Below are 24,298 nucleotides of genomic sequence, written 5' to 3'. Positions count from 1 at the left end.
TGCCTTACACCGAAAAGCGCCCCACCAGCCCATTGAGCTCAATCGCCAGCTGTGACAACGCCTGGCTCGCCGCATTGGTCTGATTCGCCCCCGCCGACGTCTGCATCGCCAGGTCGCGAATATTGGTCAGGTTGCGATCCACCTCCCGCGCCACCTGCGCCTGCTGCTCCGAGGCACTGGCGATCACCAGGTTGCGCTCGTTGATCAGGCTGATGGCCGCGGCAATCTCCTCCAGCGCCGCCCCGGCGGCATGTGCGCCTTCCAGGGTGCCGCGCGCCCGCTCGTTGGTCTGCTGCATACCCTCGACCGCACGATTGGTGCCCTGCTGGATGCCGTCGATCATCTGCTCGATTTCCCGGGTCGACTGCTGGGTGCGATGGGCCAGTGCCCGCACCTCGTCAGCCACCACGGCAAAACCGCGCCCGGCATCACCGGCGCGCGCCGCCTCAATCGCCGCGTTCAGGGCCAACAGGTTGGTTTGCTCGGCAATCGCGCCGATCACATCCAGCACCTTGGTAATGCCATGCACCTGTTGCGCCAGTTGCCCGACCTCTTCGGCGTTGGCGGTGACGCCAGCGGCCAGGTCTTCGATCGAGGTCACGGTCAGGCGCACCTGCTCGCGCCCTTGACGGGCGATGCGGTCGGACTCGCGCGAGGCTTCGGAGGTGGCCACGGCATTGCTCGCCACCTCCTCCACTGCCGTGGTCATCTGGTTGACCGCGGTGGCCGCCTGTTCGATTTCCTGGCTTTGCTGCATCAACCCGCGGGTGGCATCTTCGGTTACCGCGCTGAGCTCTTCGGAGGCCGAGGCCAGCTGGCTGGAAGAATCGGAGATGCGCCCGATGGTATCGCGCAGGCTTTGCTGCATTTGTTTCAAGGCCGCCAGCAAGCGCGCCGGCTCATCCTTGCCCTGCACCGAGATCTGCGGGGTCAGGTCACCGGTAGCGACCACTTCGGCGACCTGCAGCGACTGCGCCAGTGGCCGGACGATACTGCGGGTCAGAGTCAGGGCCAGGACCACGGTGAGCACCACAGCGGCGATCAGCAAGCCGATCACCCAGATCCGCGCCTGCGTATAGACGACTTCGGCAAGGTCGGTGGCGCTGTTGGCATGCTGATTATTGAGCGCGATCAGCTCGTTGAGGCTGGCGGTCATCTGGTCGGCGAGCTGGTTCATCTCGCCATTGACCATGGCCACCGCCTCTTCCACCCGGTGCTCGGTGGACAACTGCACCACCTGGGCCTGCAGCTTGAGGTAGCGCCGCTCCAGGTCCAGGTAGCGGTCGAACAGGGTCTGTTCTTCAGGCAGGACGATCAGCGCCTGGTACTTCTGCTGGGCCTTGTCCAGGCCGGACTTGATCTCTTCGATGCGCGACTTGTTCTGCTCCAGCGCCGCCGCATCGCGATTGACCAAAAGGCGCAGGGTCAAGGCGCGGATGCGCAACATGTCCTGGGTCATCTGCCCGACCGAGATCACGCTGGGCAACCAGTTGCTGTCGACCTGCTCGGACTGCTGGCGCATGCTGGTCATCTGCATCAAGGCAAACGCACCCAAGGCAAACACCAGCGCCGCCACCAGGCCGAAGCCCAGGCCGGCCCTGGGCGCGATATTCATGCTTCTCAAGCTCATCTTCTGGCTCCCTCCAAAAGCGCTGCTCAATAGGGCAGCAGTCCTTGCTTCTAGACGGTATCGGCCTGTGGAAAATTTGCGTAAGACGAAAACGTGATATCAAAAGGCCTTATGATCGCGACGCCAGGGTCGCCCTGCCTCAGCGCACGGTAAAGCGCTGCTCAGCCAGCAGGCGATCGCCCTGAAAGACCATGAAATGCCATTGCCCCGGCACCACTTCGTGGTTCTCGGTGAACTCGTAGGCCATGACATCCTGGACCGCACCGGGCACCAGCTTTTGTACTACTTCGAACTTGTCGTGGCGCTTGCCGTCGGGTGTGCGCACGCCAGGGGTGAGGTACAGCAGGGTCAGCGGCGTGTCCTCGGCGACCTTGCCTTCCAGCCGGTAGCGCATACCGAACTTGCTACCCAGGCGCGCCGGGATTTCATCGGTGGGCTGGATGGTCTGGTTGCTCTGGCTCAGCACCCGTTCACCGGGCTGGAAGTTCTGGTGGCGGGTTTCGAACAGGCCGTACTCGACCGGGCCTTCGACGCGAACCTCGGCAGCGGCCAGGCCACTGACCAGCAACAGCCCGCACAGGGCGCTGAAACGACGTGGAAACATAGTGCACTCCATCAGGTTGATGGCGGCAGGCTATGACGCGGGCATGACAAGCTGATGACAGTGCTGTCACTTACGTGCCTTGGGCAGCACCGCGAGGAAGTTGTCGCGGGCGACCTTTTGCGCCACCTCGGCAGGCAAGGCATCGAGAAACGGATCAAAGCCATGCAGTTGCTCGCCCAGGCTGTTGAAGCGCCCGACCACGTCGGAGCCAAGCATGAAGCGCTCAGGGAAGCGTTTGACCAGCGCCAGCCACTCAGCCCTGGGCTTGCCCTTCTCATCCAGCAGATAAGGCTGCAGCACGCTCCAGGACAGGTCTATGTACAGGTTCGGGTAATCCTCGAGCATCCGTGTCAGGGTCGGCAGCAGAAAATCCAGCTGCGTCTGGTGCCGATGAATCTCCATACTGGTGCCGGCATGGGCCCAGATGAAGCGGGTGTGCGGGTGATTGCGCAACGGCTCTTCGATTTCCGCCAGGTACAGCGGGTTGCGTTCGCGCTTGGAGGTGATGTTCGAATGGATCAGCACCGGCAGGTCCTGCTCGGCGGCCAGGTGATAGATGCGGGTCATGGCCTCGTTGTTGGCCCTCGGCGTGTCGCCGCTGGTCAACGCGGTCAGGTCGTCGTGGCGGGTGAACACCTCGCCGATCCCCTGCCACAGGCCCGGGTGCAGCGCTAGCATGCGTTCGATGTGGGCCACGGCGTTCTTGTCTACCGGGTTGAAGCCGGTGAGAAACGGATGAAAGCGCTGGCGCTGCTCAGGCGAAAGCTTTTCCAGCGCCGCAGCAACGTAGATGTCGGTGGCGCTGTACCAATAGGCATCGGCATCATCGCCCGCGTAGTAACGCGGGCGCTTGGGCTCGTCTTCGTGCCACTTCTTGGCCACCGGGATGCCGGAAATCATCGACTGGTCGATGCGCGCCTGGTCCATGGCCTTGAGCAAGGCGTCCATGCCGGCGGTTTCCTGGAAAAAATCGACGTAATGCAGGTGCGCATCACTGTAGTGATACTCGCGCGCCTGCGCCGCCTGCAGCGACAGCCCCAGCAACAGCGCCCAGCCTAGACACCTGGCAATCATTTCGCATTCCTTCTGGCCGATTCAGACAGGGTAGACCGGAGCGAACACACGCCAGTTCAGCAGGTTATGCTACAAGAACTTTCCCTGCTGGCCTGGAGCACACCGTGAGCCTTCCCCTGGTCATCCGCCCTCGCGCCGAATCGGTCGAAGGCCAACCCATCCTGCGCCCCCTGCCCTCGGCCCAGTGCCGCAGCGTCGGGCCGTTCGTGTTCTTCGACCACATGCTCGAAACCGACTACCCGGCCGGGCGCGGCATGAACATCCGCCAGCACCCGCATATCGGCCTGTCGACCCTCACCTACCTGTTCGAGGGCGAGATCCAGCACAAGGACAGCCTGGGCTCGGATCAACGGGTCAAGGCCGGTGAAGTCAGCTGGATGACCGCCGGCAGCGCCATTGCCCATGTCGAGCGCACGCCGGCCGAACTGCTGCCTGGCAGCTCGCGATTGCACGGTTTGCAGGTGTGGCTGGCATCGCCCAAAGCGCATGAGCAAGGCCCGGGGCACTACAGCCATCATCCGGCGGCGAGCCTGCCGGTCAGTGACAGCCTGGGGGTGCGCATTCGCATGATTGCCGGCAGCGGCTTTTGCCTGCAATCGCCAGTGCCGGTGTTGTCACCGACCCTGTATGCGCTGGTGCAGATGCAGGCGGCCACTACCCTGACGGTGCCCACCGAGCATGCCGAGCGTGCGCTGTATGTACTGGATGGCGAAGTCAGCCTCGACAATGAAGCGCTCGAGCCGTGCAGCCTGGTGATCTTGCCGCACGGTGCAGAGATGAGCCTGTATGCCGACAGCGAAAGCCAGTTGGTGCTGTTTGGCGGGGCGCCGCTGGACGGGCCGCGGCGGATGAACTGGAATTTTGTTGCCAGCGATCCGGCGCTGATCGAGCAGGCGCGGGCACGCTGGGCGGCCGGGGAGTGGCCGACGGTGCCGGGGGAAACTGAAAGGATCGAGCTGCCTTGAGGTTATCGCGAGCGCTACGCGGTCGATCGCCGGCAAGGCTGGCGCCCACAAGGTCAAGTGTGGGAGCCAGCCTTGCCCCTTCACTCAGCGCTGGAACACGTCATCGAGCAAATTGTACATTGCCCGGAACGCGCGCTTGGATGTGCGGGCGTCGTACTTCATCTTGCCGGGAATGTTCGCCGCGATATCGGTGAACGAATGCACCGCGCCGCCATAGCTGATCAGTTGCCAATCGACCTTGGCCGCATCCATCTCGACTTCGAAGGCCGGCAACTGCTCTTTGGGCACGAACGGGTCGGCGGCGCCATGCAGCACCAGCATCGAAGCCTTGACCTTGCCTTCTACCGCCGGCAGCGGCGTATCGAGGGTGCCGTGGAACGACACCGCAGCCAGCAGGCGGGCATCTTCGCGGGCCAGCTCCAGGGCGCAGCAACCGCCGAAGCAGAAGCCGAAGGTGGCCAGCTTGCCCGGCTCCAGTACCGCCTTCGATTGCCCCAGCAACTGGTCCAGCGCCGCCTTCAGGCGCTTGCGCAGCTCGACGCGGTCGTTCTTCAGCGGCATCATCGCCGCCCCTGCTTCATCCATGTTCGACGGTCGCAGGGTCTGGCCGTAGATGTCGGCCAGCAACACCACATAACCCTGAGCGGCGACTTCGCGGGCGATACGCTCGGCGCCCTCGCCCACCCCCATCCAGTTTGGTGCCATCAAAAGCCCAGGCTGCTCGCGGGCGCCCTGGGTAAAGAACAAGCGGCTCTCATAGGCTTTGCCGGCAACATGATAGACCAGCGATTCGACGGTAACCTTGCTCATGCACTCCTCCTTGCACAATGAAAAAAGCCCGCCGAAGCGGGCTTTCCTGCAACTACTTAAGCCGACAATTCGACCAGCAGCTTGTTCAGGCGACGAACGTACGCCGCCGGGTCCTTGAGGCTATCGCCCGCCGCCAGCGCGGCCTGATCGAAGAGGATGTGCGAGAAGTCGGCGAAACGGTCTTCGCTCTGCTCGTTGTCCAGCTTCTCGATCAGCGGGTGGCCCGGGTTGAATTCGAAGATCGGCTTGGAGTCCGGCACCTTCTGTCCGCTGGCTTCGAGGATCTGGCGCATCTGCAGGCCCAGGTCCTGTTCACCGATAGCCAGGATCGCCGGCGAATCGGTCAGGCGGTGCGACACGCGCACTTCGCTGACGCTCTCGCCCAGCGCCGCCTTGAGGCGCTCGACCAGGCCTTCTTTCTCCTTGGCGACTTCTTCCTGGGCTTTCTTGTCCTCTTCAGAGTCCAGCTTGCCCAGGTCCAGGTCACCGCGGGCGACGTCGACGAAGCTCTTGCCGTCGAATTCGCTCAGGTAGCTCATCAGCCACTCGTCGATACGGTCGGTCAGCAGCAGCACTTCGATGCCTTTCTTGCGGAAGACTTCCAGGTGCGGGCTGTTCTTGACCTGCGCGTAGGATTCGCCGGTGAGGAAGTAGATCTTGTCCTGACCTTCCTTGGCGCGGGCCAGGTAGTCGGCCAGGGCAACGCTCTGCTCGCCGCTTTCGTCATGGGTGGAGGCGAAACGCAGCAGGCCGGCGATCTTTTCCTTGTTGGCGAAGTCTTCAGCCGGGCCTTCTTTCATCACCTGGCCAAAGTTCTTCCAGAAGCCCTTGTACTGCTCAGGCTCGTTCTTGGCCAGCTTCTCGAGCATGTCCAGCACGCGCTTGGTCAGCGCCGACTTCATCGAATCGATGATCGGGTCTTTCTGCAGGATTTCGCGCGAAACGTTCAGCGACAGGTCGTTGGAATCGACCACGCCCTTGATGAAACGCAGGTACAGCGGCAGGAAGGATTCTGCCTGGTCCATGATGAACACACGCTGCACGTACAGCTTCAGGCCGCGTGGCGCTTCACGCTGGTACAGGTCGAACGGCGCGCGGGCCGGTACGTAGAGCAGCGAGTTGTACTCAAGCTTGCCTTCGACCTTGTTGTGGCTCCAGGCCAGCGGGTTCTCGAAATCGTGACCGATGTGCTTGTAGAACTCCTGGTATTCCTCGTCCTTGATCTCGGTACGCGGACGGGTCCACAGGGCGCTGGCGCGGTTGACGGTTTCCCATTCTTCGGCCGGCTTTTCTTCACCTTCGCCGGCTTCGACCTGTTTTGGCAGCTCGATCGGCAAGGCGATGTGGTCGGAGTACTTCTTGACGATGTTGCGCAGGCGCCAGCCGTCGGCGAACTCTTCTTCACCCTTTTTCAGGTGCAGGACGATGCGCGTACCGCGCTCGGCCTTGTCGACAGTGGCAACTTCAAAGTCACCCTCGCCCTTGGACGACCAGTGCACGCCCTCGGCAGCTGGCAGGCCGGCGCGGCGGCTGAATACGTCGACCTTGTCGGCGACGATAAAGGCCGAATAGAAGCCCACGCCGAACTGACCGATCAGGTGCGAGTCCTTCTTCTGGTCGCCGGTGAGGTTTTTCATGAAGTCGGCGGTGCCGGACTTGGCGATGGTGCCCAGGTGCGCGATGACCTCTTCGCGGCTCATGCCGATGCCGTTGTCTTCGAGGGTGACGGTGTTGCCGTCCTTGTCGAAGCTCAGGCGGATTTTAAGCTCGGCGCCGCCTTCGAGCAGCTCTGGCTTGGCCAGGGCTTCGAAGCGCAGTTTATCGACGGCGTCGGAGGCGTTGGAAATCAGTTCGCGAAGGAAGATTTCCTTGTTCGAATACAGGGAATGGATCATGAGGTGCAGCAGTTGCTTCACCTCGGTCTGGAAGCCCAGGGTTTCTTTTTGAGTTTCCACACTCATGGTCTTCAACACTCCGATCTGATGGCAGTTGTCGTTGGGCAGGCCGGCGGCCTGCTTTCACGGCGGGATGCACAACAGATGGGGGTGGCTGGGGCTATTTCAAGGGCGAAGTCATTTCTTCGATCTTGAAATGCGCGCGCGCCGTGGCAATCGGTTCGTCCGCGTCGCCCTGCCAGGCGGTTATGGCCACGTTGGTTACCCGCCGGCCCTGGCGCCATAGCTGGCAGCGGGCGTAGGTGTCGCGGTAGTGGCCGGCGCGCAGGTAGTCGATGGAAAAGTCGATGATCTTCGGGATCGCCGCGCTTTCGCTGAAAATCAGCAGGTACAGCGCCGCCGACAGCTCCATGAAGCCTGCGATCACCCCGCCGTGGATCGCCGGCAGCAACGGATTGCCAATGTTGTCCTGGCTGGCCGGCAGGCAAAACAACAGGTCATCGCCCTGGCGGCTGCACTGGATACCAATCAATCCGGCATAAGGGATCAACTGCAGCAGCGGCTCATAATTGCCTTCGGCATGGGCCTGGCGCAGTTGCTGGTGTACCTCTGGCGGAATCATTGGCCGCTCCCCTTGAGCTTGCTGGCGAAATTCAGGCCGCCCTTGATGCCCTTGCCCAGGCGCATGAAAGTGCCAACCACCTGGGCGATCGGCTGCTGCGGGTCGTCCTGGTAGGCCAGCCCACGGGTGAAGATCACATCGCGAGAAACGCGGTAGCAGTAGGCATGGCCGAAGATGTCCTTGCCGGCCTCGGCCGGCTGCATGTAGTCGATGCGCAGGTCTAGCGTCGGGCATACCTCGAACTCAGGCAGCGCACAAAGGGTAGCCATGCCGCAGGTGGTGTCCATCAGGGTGGTCACCGCCCCGCCATGCACGGCGCCGGTCTGTGGGTTGCCGACGATCTTCGTCGAGTACGGCAACACCAGGGTCATGCCTTGGGCATCAGCGTGATGCACGCGCATCTGCAGCACCTGGCAATGTCGCAATGCCGAGAGAAAACGTTCGGCCATTGCCAGCAAAGAAGTGTCGGTCATTTGAAAAACTCCCGGGCCATTGAGAACATGCACACAGTCTGGCAAATGTCCATATAGAACCATTTGTTATATATCTGTATTGTGCGCGGAACTTCTACCGGTTACTTGAGCTCGAAGGAACAAGTAACTTATTCCACAAGGAGAAACACCCCATGCGTAAACCTTTTGCTTTTGCCGTTATGCTCGCCGCTGCTCTGGGCCTGGCCGCTTGCGATAAAGCCAGCGAGAACAAAGCCCAAGATGCTCAACAACACGCCGAGCAAGCCCAAGAGAAGATGGGTGAAGCTCAGGATAAAGTGAACGAGGCCGCGAAAGAAAACGCCGAAGCCGCCAAAGATCAGGCCGAAGCGCAACAGAAAGCCGCTGAAGAAGCTGCAAAAGAAGCTGCACCTGCTGCTCCAGCTACTCCTGCCGAGCCTGCCAAGTAAGCAAGCCCGCCGGAATAAAAAAACCCGACGCTGTCGGGTTTTTTTATGCCTGTTGCAATAGGGTTAAACGATTCAGTCAATAACCTTCAGGCGAGGTTCTCTTTGCCGGGTTCCGCCACCGGCGCTTCGGTCGGGGTATAGACCATCACATCGAGCACATCGGAGTGGAATTCACGGCGATACAGCACCAGTACTACCCCGGTACTCATCAACATAAACAACCAGGGGCTGATAAACCAGCAGAGCATGGCCATGCCGAAGTAATAGGAACGCAGGCCAAAGTTGAACTGGTTGGCGGCCAGGGAAATAACCTTGGCCGCTCTAAGGGCAAAGGCCTTGCGCTCAAGTTCGCTGACCTGACGCTCGCCGATCATCGGCGCCGAACCCACCAATACGGCGGCGAAGTTGTATTGACGCATGCACCAGCTGAAAGTGAAGAAGGCGTACACAAATACCATCGCCAGGCACAGCAACTTGATTTCCGACATACCCTGGGACGCCTGCTGCACCAGCGGCAGGTCTGCCAGCAACGATACCGCACGGTCTGATGCGCCGAGCACGGTGAGAATACCGGCCAGGATGATCAAGGTGCTGGAGGCAAAGAACGAGGCGTTGCGCTCCAGGTTACCGATCACGCTGGCATCGGCGATGCGGTTGTCACGCAGCAGCATGCGGCGCATCCAGTCTTCGCGGTACAGGTGCAGCACGCTGGCCAGGCAAGCGGTATCGCGGCCCTTCCAAGTGGCATAACGGGTGTATCCGCCCCAGCAGACAACGAACCAGCAGGCGGCCAGCAAGTGGATCAGATTGCTTTGAATGAAGCTCATGCAAGGTCCTGATTGAAGTTTCGAGCACAATAAAGCCCATTGACCGGCTTTCGACGCTTTAGCGCAGAAAAAGACACGTCTGCCGTGCAGAAACGAAAAAGCCCCGCGTCCTTGCGGACACGGGGCTCGGAATTTGCCGTGACGGTCACCCTGTTGGCTTGTGGCCGGTGTCCGTCATAGGGCCAATTCTCAGGCCAGCACTTCGCGTGGCTTGCCAAGCATGCGGTCACACACCACCGCAACGCCCAGGGCCACTACCGACGGTACCAGCCAGGCCAGGCCCTGCTCGCTCAGCGGCAGGTGGGCGAGGATTTCCGGCAGTTCGCTGGCCAGGGCGGTGCCCTTGATGGCATCGATCATGCCGAACAGCAGCGAAACCAGCATCACCGGCGCGAGGATGCGTACCTCGGAATTCCACAGTTCTTTGCAGAAGCTCAGGCCTACGACCACGATGCACGGCGGGTAGATAGCCGTCAGCACCGGAATCGAGAACATGATCAGCTTGGTCAGGCCGAGGTTGGAGATCAGCAGCGAGAAGCCGGCAAGGATCACCACCAGGGTGCGGTACGACAGCGGCAGTACCTGGCTGAAATACTCGGCACAGGCGCAGGTCAGGCCAACGGCGGTCACCAGACAGGCCAGGGCGATCAGCACGGCCAGGAAGCCGCTGCCCAGCGAGCCGAAGGTGTGCTGTACATAGGCATGCAGTACCGCTGCGCCGTTGCTGGCACCGGCGGCGATTTCATGGCTGCCGGCACCCAGGCGGAACAGGCTGATGTACACCAGGGCCAGGCCGACCCCGGCGATCAGGCCGGCGATGATCGCGTAGCGGGTGATCAGCCGCGGCGATTCGACACCGCGCGAACGGATGGCGTTGACGATGACGATACCGAACACCAGGGCGCCGAGGGTATCCATGGTCAGGTAACCATTGATGAAGCCCTGGGAGAACGGTGCGGCAACGTAGGCCGGCTGCGCTTCACCGATACCACCGGCGGGCAGCATGAACGCGGCGATGCCGAGTGCGGCCAGGGCGATGATCTTCAGCGGCGCGAGGAAGCGACCGACGGTGTCGAGCAACTTGCCCGGGTACATGGACACCGCCAGCACCACCAGGAAGTACACCAGGCTGTAGATAAACAGGGCCAGCGGGCTTTCACCGGTCAGCGGCGCAACACCCACCTCGAAGGATACGGTGGCGGTACGCGGAGTGGCGAACAGCGGGCCTACCGACAGGTAGCACACCGCCGCCAGCAGGCCGCCGGCGACCTTGCCGATCGGGCTGCTCAGGGCATCCATGCCGCCGCCGACCTTGGCCAGGGCGACAACAGTGATAACCGGCAGGCCCACAGCAGTGATCAGGAAACCCAGCGCCGCCATCCACACGTGTGGACCGGATTGCAGACCGACGATAGGTGGGAAAATGATATTGCCCGCGCCGACGAACAAAGCGAACGTCATAAAACCAAGTGCCAGGATGTCCTGGCCTTTTAAAACTTTCATTAAGGAAATACCACACTGCTGAAATCGGGATTTAGAGAGGGATTTCCCCTTGGGTGAGGGAAATGCTGCCTGGCTGGATGAGCCAGACCCGTTTAGCGTGTCGTTCCCTTTTGGGGAGCGGGCACAAAATGAGTGCATAGGTTAACGAATTTGTCACAGAAACGCACTGCTGCAGGGCTGCTTGTCCGATGTGTGAATATGCGTGTCGCTTGCGCGACAGCCTCAAGCGGCAAGTTAGAAGCCGCATGCTTGCCGCAATACCCTCTTGCAGCTTGCAGCTTGAAGCTTGCCCCTTGCCGCTGCTGCCCGGTAAACAAAAAAGGCCACCCGAAGGTGGCCTTTCTTGTTTACCGGGCAGTGCTTACTTCTTCACTTCCCAGCCAGTCAGCTCGGCCAGGGCCTTGCCGATGTCTGCCAGCGAACGCACGGTTTTCACACCAGCGTCCTGCAGCGCAGCGAATTTCTCGTCTGCAGTGCCTTTGCCGCCGGAGATGATGGCGCCAGCGTGGCCCATACGCTTGCCCGCAGGAGCGGTAACACCAGCGATGTAGGAAACCACAGGCTTGGTGACGTTGGCCTTGATGTAGGCAGCTGCTTCTTCTTCAGCCGAACCGCCGATCTCGCCGATCATGACGATCGCTTCGGTCTTCGGGTCTTCCTGGAACAGCTTCAGGATGTCGATGAAGTTGGAGCCCGGGATCGGGTCGCCACCGATACCGACGCAGGTGGACTGACCGAAACCGGCGTCAGTGGTCTGCTTGACCGCTTCGTAGGTCAGGGTGCCGGAACGCGAAACGATACCGACCTTGCCTGGCAAGTGGATGTGACCTGGCATGATGCCGATCTTGCACTCGCCCGGAGTGATGACGCCTGGGCAGTTAGGGCCGATCAGGGTAACACCCAGCTCGTCGCACTTGACCTTGGCATCGAGCATGTCCAGGGTAGGAATGCCTTCGGTGATGCAGACGATCAGCTTGATGCCGCCGAAGGCAGCTTCCAGGATCGAGTCCTTGCAGAAAGGAGCTGGAACGTAGATGACCGACGCATCAGCGCCGGTAGCTTCTACTGCTTCTTTCACAGTGTTGAACACTGGCAGGCCCAGGTGGGTGGAGCCACCCTTGCCTGGCGTCACGCCGCCGACCATCTTGGTGCCGTAGGCGATGGCTTGCTCGGAGTGGAAAGTACCTTGCGAGCCGGTGAAGCCCTGGCAGATGACTTTGGTGTCTTTATTGATCAGGACGCTCATTACTTGCCCTCCGCAGCTTTGACAACTTGTTGAGCAGCGTCGGTCAGGCTGGTTGCCGCAATGATGTTCAAACCGCTTTCTGCCAGTACTTTAGCACCCAGTTCAGCGTTGTTGCCTTCCAGGCGAACAACAACCGGTACCTTGACGCCGACTTCTTTCACAGCGCCGATGATGCCTTCGGCAATCATGTCGCAACGAACGATGCCGCCGAAGATGTTGACCAGAACGGCCGCGACATTGCTGTCGGACAGAATGATCTTGAAGGCTTCGGTAACGCGCTCTTTGGTAGCACCACCACCTACGTCGAGGAAGTTGGCTGGCTTGCCGCCGTGCAGGTTGACGATGTCCATGGTACCCATGGCCAGGCCGGCACCGTTGACCATGCAGCCGATGTTGCCTTCCAGGGCCACGTAGTTCAGCTCGAAGCTGGCAGCGTGGGCTTCACGAGGATCGTCTTGCGACGGGTCGTGGAAGGTTTTCAGCTTAGGCTGACGGTACATGGCGTTAGCGTCGATGTTGATCTTGGCATCGAGGCAGTGCAGGTCGCCGTCGGCCTTGATGACCAGCGGGTTTACTTCCAGCAGGGCCAGGTCGTGTTCTTTGAACAGCTTGGCCAGGCCTACGAAAATCTTGGCGAACTGAGCAACTTGCTTGCCTTCCAGACCCAGCTGGAACGCCAGTTCACGACCCTGGAATGGCTGAGCGCCAACCAGTGGATCGATAGTAGCCTTGATGATCTTCTCAGGAGTCTCGTGAGCGACTTTCTCGATGTCCACGCCACCTTCGGTGGAAGCCATGAACACGATACGGCGGCTCGAACGGTCGACTACAGCGCCCAGGTACAGCTCTTTGGCGATGTCAGTGCAGGATTCGACCAGGATCTTGGTCACTGGCTGACCGTTGGCGTCGGTCTGGTAGGTTACCAGACGCTTGCCCAACCATTGCGCAGCGAACGCCTTGGCGTCTTCCTTGCTGCGAACCAGCTTGACGCCGCCCGCTTTACCGCGACCACCGGCGTGGACCTGGGCTTTGACAACCCACTCGGTGCCACCGATCTTGTCGCAGGCTTCTGCGGCAGCTTCAGGGGTGTCGACTGCGAAACCCTTGGAAACTGGCAGGCCGTATTCAGCGAACAGCTGCTTACCCTGATACTCGTGAAGATTCATGCTTTTTACCGTCTTCGTTAGGTACTGCGCTTCGGCGCTGCGCTCCATGGGAGTGCCGCGCCACCTGTGACCACTTGCCCCCGGTATGCTCCGGGAGTTCGAGTCCGGCGGACTTTCCGCGGTGAGTCATGCACGCAAGACTCACGACGGGCCACCCGCCGTGGTTTCTTATTGTTTAACGCTTCTTACGGTTGGCAACGTGAATGGCACCGCCATTCACAGCCAGCGCGGCTTCATGCAGCGCTTCGGACAGGGTCGGATGGGAGAAAACCATCATGCCCAGGTCTTCGGCGCTGGTGCCGAATTCCATTGCGATTGCACCCTGCTGCACCAGTTCGGCAGCCGATGGGCCAATCACGTGTACACCCAGGACGCGGTCGGTCTTGGCATCGGCGATGACCTTGACGAAACCACCGGTGTCGTTGGCAGCCATCGCACGGCCGCTGGCCGCGAACGGGAAGGTGCCCACGTTAACCTCAACGCCTTCGGCCTTCAAGGTCTGTTCGGTTTTACCGACCCATGCGATTTCCGGGTGGGTGTAGATAACCGACGGGATCAGGTCGTAGTTCATCTGGGCTTTGTGGCCCTTGATGCGCTCGACGACCATGATGCCCTCTTCCGAGGCCTTGTGCGCCAGCATCATGCCACGAACCACGTCACCGATGGCGTAAACGCCCGGTACGCTGGTCGCGCAGTGATCGTCGACGAAGATGAAACCACGCTCGTCGATGGTCACGCCGCTGTCGGCAGCCAGCAGATCGGTGGTCACCGGACGACGGCCGACCGCAACGATCAACTTGTCGAAGGTGATCTTCTGCTCGCCGTTGGCGTCGGTGTAGGTCACTTCGACTTCAGCGCCGTTGACCTTCGAGCCGGTCACGCGAGCGCCCAGCTTGATGTCCAGGCCTTGCTTGGTCAGGGTTTTCAGCGCTTCCTTGGAGACAGCGGCGTCAGCGGCCATCAGGAAGGTGTCCAGGGCTTCGAGGACGGTGACTTCTGCGCCCAGGCGAGCCCAGACCGAACCCAGCTCCAGGCCGATCACGCCAGCACCGATCACGCCCAGGCGCTTAGGTACGGTTTGGAATTCCAGGGCGCCGGTGGAATCGACGATGACGTTCTGGTCGACCGGAGCCGGTGGAATGTCGATCGGACGCGAACCGGAAGCCAGGATGACGTTCTCGGCTTCGATGATTTCGGTGGTGCCGTCAGCCTTGGTGACTTCGACTTTCTTGCCAGCCAGCAGTTTACCGTGGCCCTGGATCGAGGTGACGCCGTTGGCCTTGAACAGGGTGGCAACACCGCCGGTCAGGTTTTTGACGATGCCAGCCTTGCGGCCAACCATCGCGGCGACGTCCATCTTCACTTCGCCAGTGGAGATACCGTGGACGTTGAAGCTCTCTTTGGCTTCCTTGTATTTCCAGGAGCTGTCCAGCAGCGCCTTGGAAGGAATGCAACCCACGTTCAGGCAGGTACCGCCGAGGGCCAGCTTGCCTTCGCCGTCAGTGTACTTCTCGATACAGGCAGTGCTCAGACCGAGTTGCGCAGCCTTGATGGCAGCTACGTAGCCGCCAGGACCTGCGCCAATCACTACCACATCAAATTTTTGCGACATTCAGAAAATCCTCTTTAAAGCTGCAAGCGATAAGCTGCAAGCCACAAGCTCAAGCGCAAACCGTTCAGGCTTGCCGCTTGAAGCTTGCAGCTTGCAGCTGCTCAATCAGATATCCAGCAGCAGACGAGCCGGGTCTTCCAGCAGGTTCTTGATGGTCACCAGGAAGGTCACGGCTTCTTTACCGTCGATCAGACGGTGGTCGTAGGACAGTGCCAGGTACATCATCGGGCGGATCACGACCTGACCGTTAACGGCCATAGGACGCTGGATGATGTTGTGCATGCCCAGGATCGCAGCCTGCGGCGGGTTGACGATCGGGGTCGACATCATCGAACCAAAGGTACCACCGTTGGTGATGGTGAAGGTACCGCCGGTCATTTCGTCGATCGACAGTTTGCCGTCACGGGCTTTCTTGCCGAAGGTGGCGATGCCGTTCTCGATTTCAGCCAGGCTCATCTGCTCGGCGTTACGCAGTACCGGTACCACCAGGCCGCGGTCGCTGGAAACGGCAACGCCGATGTCCGCATAACCGTGGTAGACGATGTCGGAACCGTCGATCGAGGCGTTGACGGCCGGGAAGCGTTTCAGCGCTTCGGTGGCAGCCTTGACGAAGAACGACATGAAGCCCAGGCGTACGCCGTTGTGGGTCTTCTCGAACAGGTCCTTGTACTTCGAACGCAGGGCCATGACTTCGGTCATGTCGACTTCGTTGAAGGTGGTCAGCATGGCCATGTTCGACTGAGCTTCGACCAGGCGCTTGGCAACGGTTGCACGTACGCGAGTCATCGGTACACGCTTCTCGGTGCGATCGCCAGTGGCGACGACCGGGGCAGCGGCAGCAGCGGCTGGCTTGGCGGCAGGTGCGGCAGCCGGAGCGGATTTCTTCGCTTCGATGGCAGCAACCACGTCTTCCTTGGTGATGCGACCGTCTTTGCCGGTGCCCTTGATGCTGTTCAGGGCGATGCCGTTTTCTTCGGCCAGCTTGCGGGCAGCCGGAGCGCCGATGGCGTCTTCGTCGCCAGCAGCAGCGGCAGCAGGAGCAGCGGCGGCAGGCGCGGCAGCAGCGGCAGGCGCCGCGGCAGCAACACCACCTGCTTCGATCGAACCCAGGACTTCGTCGGACAGGACGGTTTCGCCCTCGCCCTTGACGATAGCGCCCAGCACGCCGTCAGCGGTAGCCAGTACTTCCAGGACAACCTTGTCGGTTTCGATGTCGACGATCAGCTCGTCACGCTTGACCGCTTCGCCCGGTTGCTTGTGCCAGGTGGCAACGGTGCCATCGGCAACCGATTCCGGGAAAGTAGGGGCTTTGATCTCGATAGCCATTATCAGTGGTTCCTTAAATTCGGTTTCTGGTGCGCGATGGCATTAAACGGTGAAGGCATCTTGCAGCAGTTTTTCCTGCTGCTCGGCGTGCATCGAAGCGTAACCACAAGCAGGTGCTGCCGAAGCATCGCGACCGGCGTACTCGAGGACCAGGTCCTTGTTGTGACGGGTCAGAATGCGACGCATGTGGTGTTGGCTGCTGTACCAGGCGCCCTGGTTCATTGGCTCTTCCTGGCACCACACCACATCTTTGAGATTGGTGTACGGCGCGAGGATTTCGACCAGGTCGTCTTCAGGGAACGGATACAGCTGCTCGATACGCACGATGGCGATATCTTCGCGGCCTTCGGCACGGCGTTTTTCCAGCAGATCGTAGTAGACCTTGCCGCTGCACAGAACCAGGCGCGTGACGTTCTTCGGATCGAGGGTATCGATTTCCGGGATCACGGTCTGGAACGAGCCTTCGGCCAGTTCTTCCAGGGTCGAGATGGCCAGTTTGTGGCGCAGCAGCGACTTTGGCGTCAGCACGATCAGCGGCTTGCGCAGCGGACGGATGACCTGACGACGCAGCAGGTGGTAGATCTGAGCCGGCGTGGTCGGTACGCAAACCTGGACGTTGTGCTCGGCGCACAGCTGCAGGTAACGCTCCAGACGTGCCGAGGAGTGCTCAGGCCCCTGCCCTTCATAACCGTGTGGCAGCAGCATGGTCAGACCGCACAGACGGCCCCACTTGTGCTCGCCGCTGGTGATGAACTGGTCGACAACCACCTGGGCACCGTTGGCGAAGTCGCCGAACTGGGCTTCCCAGATCACCAGCGCGTTCGGCGTGGTGGTGGAGTAGCCGTATTCGAAGGCCAGTACCGCTTCTTCCGAGAGGAAGGAGTCGTACAGGTCGAACTTAGGCTGACCGGCGTACAGGTTCTGCAGTGGCAGGTAGGTGCTGGCGTCTTTCTGGTTGTGCAGTACCGCGTGGCGGTGCGAGAAAGTGCCGCGACCGATATCCTGACCCGTCATGCGGATCGGATGACCTTCAAACAGCAGGGTCGCGTAGGCCATGGTTTCGGCGTAGCCCCAGTTGATCGGCAAGCCACCGGCCTGCATCTTCTGGCGATCTTCGTAGATCTTCGAAACCTGACGCTGAACCACGAAACCTTCCGGCAGCTCCAGCAGCTTGGCCGACAGTTCCTGCAGGGTCTTCAGATCGAAGCGGGTGTCGTGACGCGCGGTCCAGGTGTGACCCAGGTACGGACGCCAGTCGACGAACAGCTCTTTGTTCGGCTCTTTGACCAGGCTTTTTACTACGTGCAGGCCGTTATCCAGCGCGTTGCGGTACTCGTCGACCTTGGCCTGGACGCGTTCGGCGTCAAGACGGCCCGACTGGGTCAGGGCTTCGGCGTAGAGTTCGCGGGTGGTGCGCTGCTTGGCGATCTGCTGGTACATCAGCGGCTGTGTGCCGTTCGGCTCGTCGGCCTCGTTGTGGCCGCGACGACGGTAGCAGACCAGGTCGATGACCACGTCACGCTTGAACTGCATGCGGTAATCGACCGCCAGCTGGGTCACGAACAGCACCGCTTCCGGATCATCACCGTTGACGTGCAGGATCGGCGCCTGAATCATCTTGGCGACGTCGGTGGCGTACTCGGTGGAACGCGAGTCCAGCGGGTTGCTGATGGTGAAACCAACCTGGTTGTTGATCACGATGTGCACGGTACCGCCGGTCTTGAAACCGCGGGTCTGCGACATCTGGAAGGTTTCCATGACCACGCCTTGACCGGCGAATGCCGCGTCACCGTGGATGGAAATCGGCAGTACCTTGTCGCCAACGGTGTCGTTGCGACGGTCCTGACGGGCACGTACCGAACCTTCAACCACTGGCGAGACGATCTCCAGGTGCGAAGGGTTGAACGCCATGGCCAGGTGAACTTCGCCACCGGCGGTCATCACGTTGGACGAGAAGCCCTGGTGGTATTTGACGTCACCGGAGCCCAGCTCGACCTTCTTCTTGCCTTCGAACTCGTCGAACAGGTCGCGCGGGTTCTTGCCGAAGGTGTTGACCAGGACGTTCAGACGGCCACGGTGAGCCATGCCGATGACAACTTCCTTGGTGCCGTAGGAACCGGAGCGTTGAATCAGCTCGTCCAGCATCGGAATCAGGCTTTCGCCGCCTTCCAGGCCGAAACGCTTAGTGCCCGGGTATTTGGTACCCAGGTATTTTTCCAGACCCTCGGCGGCGGTGACGCGCTCGAGCAGGTGGCTCTGAATATCCGCGGAGAAGACTGGACGCCCACGCACGCTCTCCAGACGCTGCTGGAACCAGCTGCGCTGCTCGGAGTCGACGATGTGGGTGAATTCGGCGCCAATGGTGCGGCAATATGTCTGCTGCAAAGCGTCGAAGATTTCGCGTAGGCTCGCTTCCTCTTTGCCGATGAACAGGTCGCCGGCACGGAAGGTCGTATCAAGATCGGCATTGGTCAAGCCGTAATGATTGATCGACAGGTCTACTGGCGCAGGGCGCTGCCACAACCCCAGGGGGTCGAGCTTAGCGGCTTGGTGGCCGCGCATACGGTAGGCCTGGATCAGTCGCAGAACTTCAACCTGCTTCTTCTCGTGTTCACTGCTCACGCTCCCGGCGGAAACCGGTTGGGCGCGGCGCTGGTTCTTTGCCAGCAGTACGAAATGGTCGCGGATTGTAGAGTGCGATACATCGGTAGCGGTGCTGCCTTCGGCGGGCAACTTCTGGAAGTAAGTGCGCCACTCTTCTGGCACAGCGTTAGGGTCGTGCAGGTAAAGCTCGTAGAGCTCTTCCACATATGCAGCGTTACCACCTGAAAGGTGGGCGCTATCCCACATGCGCTGCATCACGCTTTCTTGCATGCTTGGTCACCCTCGGTTAGGGGACGGATCGGCAAGAGCCACAGCACGCCTGGAAAAGTCCTAATGCAGCGACCCAACCAAGCCACCAAGGATCCTACAGATTTTCCGGGTACCAGCCCGGAAGCCCCTGCTGGTCTCATATCTTCATAGGTAAAAGCTTGGGCTTTGTGGGCCCTAGCTCGGGTTTCACCTTGGTGCGGGCAAGGGCCCGCACCTTGGCGTACTACGGGTACAACACTTTTAAAATCAGGTACCGCTTTGCAGCAGCATGTTACGTACGTGACCGATGGCCTTGGTCGGGTTCAGACCTTTAGGGCAAACGTTTACGCAGTTCATGATGCCGCGGCAACGGAACACGCTGAACGGGTCATCCAGCGAAGCCAGACGCTCCTGGGTCTTGGTGTCACGGCTGTCGGCCAGGAAACGATAGGCCTGCAGCAGTGCAGCTGGACCGAGGAACTTGTCCGGGTTCCACCAGAACGACGGGCAGGAAGTCGAGCAGCAAGCGCACAGGATGCACTCGTACAGGCCGTCCAGCTTTTCGCGTTCTTCCGGCGACTGCAGACGCTCGATGGCCGGAGCCGGCGTATCGTTCTGCAGGAATGGCTTCACCTTCTCGTACTGTTTGTAGAAGATGCTCATATCGACGACCAGGTCACGAATGACCGGCAATCCAGGCAACGGGCGAACGATCAGCTTGTTGCGCTTGACCACGGCCGACAGCGGCGTGATGCAGGCCAGGCCGTTCTTGCCGTTGATGTTCATGCCATCGGAACCGCAAACACCTTCACGGCAGGAACGACGATACGAGAAACCTTCGTCCTGTTCCTTGATCAGTGCCAAGACATCGAGAACCATCAGGTCCTTGCCGCCGGTATCGACCTGGAACACCTGCATCTTGGGTGCCGAGTCGGTATCGGGGTTGTAACGATAAACTTCGACTTGCAACATTGTGGCCACCCTTAGTAAGTCCGGACTTTAGGCTCGAACGCCGGAACGGTTTTCGGCGCGAAGTTGACGGCGCGCTTGGCGACGCGCTTCTCACCCGGGAAGTACAGGGTGTGGCACAGCCAGTTTTCGTCGTCACGGTCTTCGAAGTCTTCACGGGCGTGAGCGCCGCGGGACTCTTTACGGACTTCTGCAGCGATGGCAGTGGCTTCAGCGACTTCCAGCAGGTTCTGCAGCTCCAGCGCTTCGATACGCGCGGTGTTGAAGGCCTGGGACTTGTCGTTGATCTTGACGTTGGCGATACGCTCGCGCAGGCCAGCCAGTTGCTCGATACCCTTCTGCATGTATTCGCCGGTACGGAATACACCGAAGTAGTTCTGCATGCAGCTTTGCAGTTCGCGACGCAGGGTAGCCACGTCTTCGCCGGTGTTGCGCTCGTTGAGCTTGTTCAGACGGCTCAGGGCAACATCAATGTCGGTGTCGCTGGCGTCGAGGTATTCGATACCGTCGCTCAGTGCTTTTTCCAGGTGCAGGCCGGCGGCGCGACCGAAGACCACCAGGTCGAGCAGCGAGTTGCCGCCCAGGCGGTTGGCACCGTGAACCGATACGCACGCCACTTCACCGACCGCGAACAGGCCCGGGATGATGTGGTCGACGCCATCGGCGTCCTGGGTCATGGCCTGGCCATGGATGTTGGTGGCAACGCCGCCCATCATGTAGTGGCAGGTTGGCACAACAGGAACCGGCGCGACCACAGGGTCAACGTGAGCGAAGGTCTTGGACAGCTCACAGATGCCTGGCAGGCGGCTGTGCAGTACTTCTTCACCCAGGTGGTCAAGCTTGAGCATCACGTGGTCGCCGTTAGGGCCACAGCCGTTGCCGGCGATGATCTCTTTAACCATGGAACGGGCCACAACGTCACGACCGGCGAGGTCTTTGGCGTTAGGCGCATAACGTTCCATGAAACGCTCGCCATGCTTGTTGATCAGGTAACCGCCTTCACCGCGGCAACCTTCGGTGACCAGTACACCAGCGCCGGCGATGCCGGTCGGGTGGAACTGCCACATCTCGATGTCCTGCACCGGAACGCCTGCACGCAGGGCCATGCCGATACCGTCACCGGTATTGATCAGGGCGTTGGTGGTGGAGGAGTAGATACGGCCTGCACCGCCGGTGGCCAGAACAGTGGCCTTGGCTTTGATGTACAGGGTTTCGCCGGTTTCGATGCAGATGGCGATCACACCGACGAACGCACCTTCCTGGTTCTTCACCAGGTCAACGGCGTAGTACTCGTTGAGGAAGGTGGTGCCTGCTTTCAGGTTGCCCTGGTACAGGGTGTGCAGCAGCGCGTGACCGGTACGGTCGGAAGCGGCGCAGGTACGGGCGGCCTGGCCACCTTTACCAAAGTCCTTGGACTGACCGCCGAACGGGCGCTGGTAGATACGGCCTTGCTCGGTACGCGAGAACGGCAGACCCATGTGGTCCAGCTCGAACACGGCAGCAGGACCTTCCTGACACATGTATTCGATAGCGTCCTGGTCACCGATATAGTCGGAACCCTTGACAGTATCGTACATGTGCCAGCGCCAGTCATCGTTCGGGTCGGCCGAAGCGATGGCGCAGGTGATGCCACCCTGGGCCGATACAGTGTGCGAACGGGTCGGGAAGACCTTGGTGATCACGGCAGTCTTGTGACCGCCCTGAGCCAGCTGCAGCGCTGCGCGCATGCCGGCACCGCCGCCACCAATGATGATGGCGTCGAATGAAATCGTAGGAATGTTAGCCATGAATCAGATACCCCAGAGAATCTGCACACCCCAGACGAAGTACGCGAACATCGCGACACCACATACCGCCTGGAACAGGAAACGTACGGCAGTCGCCGACTTGCCCAGCGCCATCGGCGTCAGGTAGTCGGTGGCAATGGTCCACATGCCGACCCAGGCGTGAGCGCCCAGGGCCACAAGGGCCAGCAGACTGAAAATACGCATCGCGTTGTTGGAGAACAGAGCGTGCCACTGGGCAAACTCGATGCCCGGGTGCGCGACCAGGTATCCGATCAGGAAAATGAAATAAGCCGCGAGAACGACCGCAGAAACGCGCTGCGCCATCCAGTCATAGAGGCCCGAACGCGAGAGGTTCGTGACGTTGGTTACCATATCCAAACTCCTGCCAGCACAATCACCACCACGGAAACGGCGATGATAATTTTCGAGCCCAGTCGGCCGCCTTCCAGCGTTTCACCGATGCCCATGTCCATGATCAAGTGGCGCACACCGGCTACCAAGTGATACAGCAAGGCGGACAGGAGGCCCCATGCCACGAACTTGGCCAGCGGACTGGTCAAGCATGCCTTCACCTCGGCGAAACCTTCCTCCGAACCCAGGGATTTGCCCAATGCATAAAGCATGAAGCCAAGGCCGAGGAAGAGGATGATGCCGGAAACACGGTGAAGAAATGACGTAACGCCGGTAATGGGGAGTTTGATGGTCCTTAGGTCTAGGTTTACAGGTCGTTGGCTTTTCACGGCTTTTTTCACACTGAAGAGCCCCTAGCAAGCAGGGCAAAGTTGTTGGTAAGTGTACTGGTCAGGTACCCACCACCCAGGGAGTGACGACCCCAGCAACACGGGCTTGCAAGCCCCTGGCGGTCGGGGGCCGATTATAGACAGTTAGGCTACTAATGACAACGCAGACACCTAGCCCAAATAGCGCATTGCCTTTAGCGAACAAAAGGCGTAAACGGGCGGTAATTTCGAGGAAAAACAGCGCCCAAAGCCCTTTACAACCGTGCTTTAGGCAAATTGACATTCGAATTTATCTCACTATAGTGGTGCGGGCCCTGCGTGGGGGGTCTGTCTGATGATTTCAAGCATTAATAGGAGGCCACATGGCTGACAAAAAAGCGCAGTTGGTCATCGAGGGCGCAGCCCCCGTCGAGCTGCCCATTTTAACCGGCACCGTTGGTCCCGATGTTATCGACGTTAGAGGGTTGGGGGCCACGGGTCACTTCACTTTCGACCCTGGTTTCATGGCGACCGCATCCTGCGAGTCGAAGATCACTTATATCGACGGCGACAAGGGTATCCTGCTGCACCGCGGCTATCCGATCGAGCAGCTGGCCGAAAAATCCGACTACCTCGAGACTTGCTACCTGCTGCTCAACGGCGAACTGCCGAATGCCGAGCAGAAGGCTCAGTTCGTCAGCACCGTGAAGAACCACACCATGGTTCACGAGCAGTTGAAGTCCTTCTTCAACGGCTTCCGCCGCGACGCCCACCCGATGGCTGTCATGTGCGGCGTGGTTGGCGCCCTGTCGGCGTTCTACCATGACTCGCTGGACATCAATAACCCGCAGCACCGCGAAATCTCCGCGGTCCGCCTGGTCGCCAAGATGCCGACCCTGGCAGCGATGGTGTACAAGTACTCCATGGGCCAGCCCATGATGTATCCGCGCAATGACCTGTCGTACGCGGAAAACTTCCTGCACATGATGTTCAACACCCCGTGCGAGATCAAACCGATCAGCCCGGTGCTGGCCAAGGCAATGGACCGGATCTTCATCCTCCACGCCGACCACGAGCAGAACGCATCGACCTCCACCGTCCGTCTGGCCGGCTCTTCGGGTGCCAACCCGTTCGCCTGTATCGCTGCCGGCATCGCTGCACTGTGGGGCCCTGCCCACGGCGGCGCCAACGAAGCGGTACTGACCATGCTCGATGAAATCGGCGATGTCTCGAACATCGACAAATTCATCGCCAAGGCCAAGGACAAGAACGATCCGTTCAAGCTGATGGGCTTCGGTCACCGCGTTTACAAAAACCGCGACCCGCGCGCCACCGTGATGAAACAGACCTGCGACGAAGTCCTGCGCGAGCTGGGCATCAAGAACGACCCGCAGCTGGAACTGGCCATGCGCCTGGAAGAGATCGCCCTCACCGATCCTTACTTCATCGAGCGCTCGCTGTACCCGAACGTCGACTTCTACTCGGGGATCATCCTCAAGGCGATCGGCATTCCAACCAGCATGTTCACCGTGATCTTCGCCCTGGCGCGGACCGTCGGCTGGATCTCGCACTGGAAAGAAATGCTCTCCAGCCCGTACAAGATCGGCCGCCCTCGCCAGCTGTACACCGGCTACGAGTCGCGCGACATCGTCAAACTGGAAGACCGCAAGTAAGCCTTTGGGCCGAACACGAAAAAAGGCTGCCCTCGGGCAGCCTTTTTTATTGCGCTCATCGCGGGCTGCGGTTCTGTGGGAGCGGGCTTGCCCCGCGATTGCCCAACAGTTGCCTC

General features: G+C 60.4%; 21 protein-coding genes. 3 read left to right on the top strand and 18 right to left on the bottom strand.

Features of this window, described 5'->3' with window-relative positions:
• Window positions 1–4 precede the first annotated feature (4 nt).
• The 3 genes from LOY22_RS08645 to LOY22_RS08635 all read right to left on the bottom strand — a co-directional run bounded on the left by LOY22_RS08645 (window position 5) and on the right by LOY22_RS08635 (window position 3,308).
• Window positions 5–1,630 (bottom strand): methyl-accepting chemotaxis protein, encoded by a 1,626-nt coding sequence (locus tag LOY22_RS08645; protein ID WP_045202189.1) that lies wholly within the window; start codon window positions 1,628–1,630, stop codon window positions 5–7.
• A gap of 139 nt (window positions 1,631–1,769) precedes the next feature.
• Entirely contained in the window at window positions 1,770–2,234 is a 465-nt protein-coding gene (locus tag LOY22_RS08640; RefSeq protein ID WP_045202191.1) for a DUF3859 domain-containing protein, read from the bottom strand.
• A gap of 66 nt (window positions 2,235–2,300) precedes the next feature.
• Entirely contained in the window at window positions 2,301–3,308 is a 1,008-nt protein-coding gene (locus LOY22_RS08635; protein WP_195883428.1) for an amidohydrolase family protein, read from the bottom strand.
• Window positions 3,309–3,412: 104 nt separating this feature from the next.
• Here LOY22_RS08635 and LOY22_RS08630 point away from each other — a divergent pair, with 104 nt between their 5' ends.
• The gene (locus LOY22_RS08630; RefSeq protein ID WP_093385334.1) at window positions 3,413–4,273 is read left to right on the top strand and encodes a pirin family protein; all 861 of its coding nucleotides are present in this window, start codon (window positions 3,413–3,415) and stop codon (window positions 4,271–4,273) included.
• 84 nt (window positions 4,274–4,357) lie between these two features.
• On the opposite strand, the gene LOY22_RS08625 is transcribed toward LOY22_RS08630, so the two are convergent.
• The 4 genes from LOY22_RS08625 to LOY22_RS08610 all read right to left on the bottom strand — a co-directional run bounded on the left by LOY22_RS08625 (window position 4,358) and on the right by LOY22_RS08610 (window position 8,073).
• Entirely contained in the window at window positions 4,358–5,083 is a 726-nt protein-coding gene (locus LOY22_RS08625) for a dienelactone hydrolase family protein (protein ID WP_213601999.1), read from the bottom strand.
• Window positions 5,084–5,139: 56 nt separating this feature from the next.
• Window positions 5,140–7,044 carry a molecular chaperone HtpG gene (gene htpG / locus LOY22_RS08620; protein ID WP_093385340.1) on the bottom strand — a complete coding sequence of 635 codons (1,905 nt, stop codon included), beginning with the start codon at window positions 7,042–7,044 and terminating at the stop codon, window positions 5,140–5,142.
• 94 nt (window positions 7,045–7,138) lie between these two features.
• Window positions 7,139–7,600, bottom strand: coding sequence for a PaaI family thioesterase (locus tag LOY22_RS08615; RefSeq protein WP_045202202.1), 462 nt, complete (start codon window positions 7,598–7,600; stop codon window positions 7,139–7,141).
• The gene (locus LOY22_RS08610; protein WP_045202204.1) at window positions 7,597–8,073 is read right to left on the bottom strand and encodes a PaaI family thioesterase; all 477 of its coding nucleotides are present in this window, start codon (window positions 8,071–8,073) and stop codon (window positions 7,597–7,599) included. The genes LOY22_RS08615 and LOY22_RS08610 overlap by 4 nt, the downstream gene beginning before the upstream one ends.
• A 152-nt stretch (window positions 8,074–8,225) precedes the next feature.
• On the opposite strand from LOY22_RS08610, the gene LOY22_RS08605 reads away from it, so the two are divergent.
• Window positions 8,226–8,501: a hypothetical protein gene (locus LOY22_RS08605; RefSeq protein WP_045202206.1), complete on the top strand. Its 276-nt coding sequence runs from the start codon at window positions 8,226–8,228 to the stop codon at window positions 8,499–8,501.
• Between the two features lie 86 nt (window positions 8,502–8,587).
• On the opposite strand, the gene LOY22_RS08600 is transcribed toward LOY22_RS08605, so the two are convergent.
• The 11 genes from LOY22_RS08600 to sdhC form a co-directional block, all read right to left on the bottom strand.
• On the bottom strand, window positions 8,588–9,328 hold the full coding sequence (locus LOY22_RS08600; RefSeq protein ID WP_045202208.1) for a DUF599 domain-containing protein: 741 nt from the start codon (window positions 9,326–9,328) through the stop codon (window positions 8,588–8,590).
• 189 nt (window positions 9,329–9,517) lie between these two features.
• Complete coding sequence (brnQ, locus tag LOY22_RS08595) at window positions 9,518–10,831, bottom strand: branched-chain amino acid transport system II carrier protein (protein WP_045202210.1); 1,314 nt, start codon at window positions 10,829–10,831, stop codon at window positions 9,518–9,520.
• Window positions 10,832–11,192: 361 nt separating this feature from the next.
• Window positions 11,193–12,077, bottom strand: a complete 885-nt coding sequence (sucD, locus tag LOY22_RS08590) for a succinate--CoA ligase subunit alpha (RefSeq protein WP_045200545.1) — start codon at window positions 12,075–12,077, stop codon at window positions 11,193–11,195.
• The gene (gene sucC / locus LOY22_RS08585) at window positions 12,077–13,243 is read right to left on the bottom strand and encodes an ADP-forming succinate--CoA ligase subunit beta (protein WP_010224674.1); all 1,167 of its coding nucleotides are present in this window, start codon (window positions 13,241–13,243) and stop codon (window positions 12,077–12,079) included. Before sucC ends, sucD begins: the two co-directional genes overlap by 1 nt.
• Before the next feature lie 175 nt (window positions 13,244–13,418).
• Window positions 13,419–14,855 carry a dihydrolipoyl dehydrogenase gene (gene lpdA, locus LOY22_RS08580; RefSeq protein WP_038996215.1) on the bottom strand — a complete coding sequence of 479 codons (1,437 nt, stop codon included), beginning with the start codon at window positions 14,853–14,855 and terminating at the stop codon, window positions 13,419–13,421.
• A 105-nt stretch (window positions 14,856–14,960) separates the two neighbouring features.
• Window positions 14,961–16,181 (bottom strand): 2-oxoglutarate dehydrogenase complex dihydrolipoyllysine-residue succinyltransferase, encoded by a 1,221-nt coding sequence (gene odhB / locus LOY22_RS08575; RefSeq protein WP_045200542.1) that lies wholly within the window; start codon window positions 16,179–16,181, stop codon window positions 14,961–14,963.
• Window positions 16,182–16,223: 42 nt separating this feature from the next.
• Window positions 16,224–19,055 carry a 2-oxoglutarate dehydrogenase E1 component gene (locus LOY22_RS08570; protein WP_045200540.1) on the bottom strand — a complete coding sequence of 944 codons (2,832 nt, stop codon included), beginning with the start codon at window positions 19,053–19,055 and terminating at the stop codon, window positions 16,224–16,226.
• A 246-nt stretch (window positions 19,056–19,301) separates the two neighbouring features.
• Complete coding sequence (locus LOY22_RS08565; RefSeq protein ID WP_010224678.1) at window positions 19,302–20,006, bottom strand: succinate dehydrogenase iron-sulfur subunit; 705 nt, start codon at window positions 20,004–20,006, stop codon at window positions 19,302–19,304.
• Between the two features lie 11 nt (window positions 20,007–20,017).
• Window positions 20,018–21,790: a succinate dehydrogenase flavoprotein subunit gene (sdhA, locus tag LOY22_RS08560; protein WP_045200538.1), complete on the bottom strand. Its 1,773-nt coding sequence runs from the start codon at window positions 21,788–21,790 to the stop codon at window positions 20,018–20,020.
• A 3-nt stretch (window positions 21,791–21,793) separates the two neighbouring features.
• Window positions 21,794–22,162, bottom strand: coding sequence for a succinate dehydrogenase, hydrophobic membrane anchor protein (gene sdhD / locus LOY22_RS08555; RefSeq protein WP_028945358.1), 369 nt, complete (start codon window positions 22,160–22,162; stop codon window positions 21,794–21,796).
• Window positions 22,156–22,542 (bottom strand): succinate dehydrogenase, cytochrome b556 subunit, encoded by a 387-nt coding sequence (sdhC, locus tag LOY22_RS08550; protein ID WP_174242293.1) that lies wholly within the window; start codon window positions 22,540–22,542, stop codon window positions 22,156–22,158. Before sdhC ends, sdhD begins: the two co-directional genes overlap by 7 nt.
• A gap of 350 nt (window positions 22,543–22,892) precedes the next feature.
• Between sdhC and gltA the strand changes: the two genes are divergently transcribed.
• Entirely contained in the window at window positions 22,893–24,182 is a 1,290-nt protein-coding gene (gltA, locus tag LOY22_RS08545) for a citrate synthase (protein WP_010224685.1), read from the top strand.
• The last annotated feature ends 116 nt before the right edge of the window (window positions 24,183–24,298 follow it).

Source organism: Pseudomonas sp. B21-035, assembly GCF_024748945.1.
Classification (GTDB): domain Bacteria; phylum Pseudomonadota; class Gammaproteobacteria; order Pseudomonadales; family Pseudomonadaceae; genus Aquipseudomonas.
This window is presented reverse-complemented; position numbering and strand designations above follow the sequence as displayed.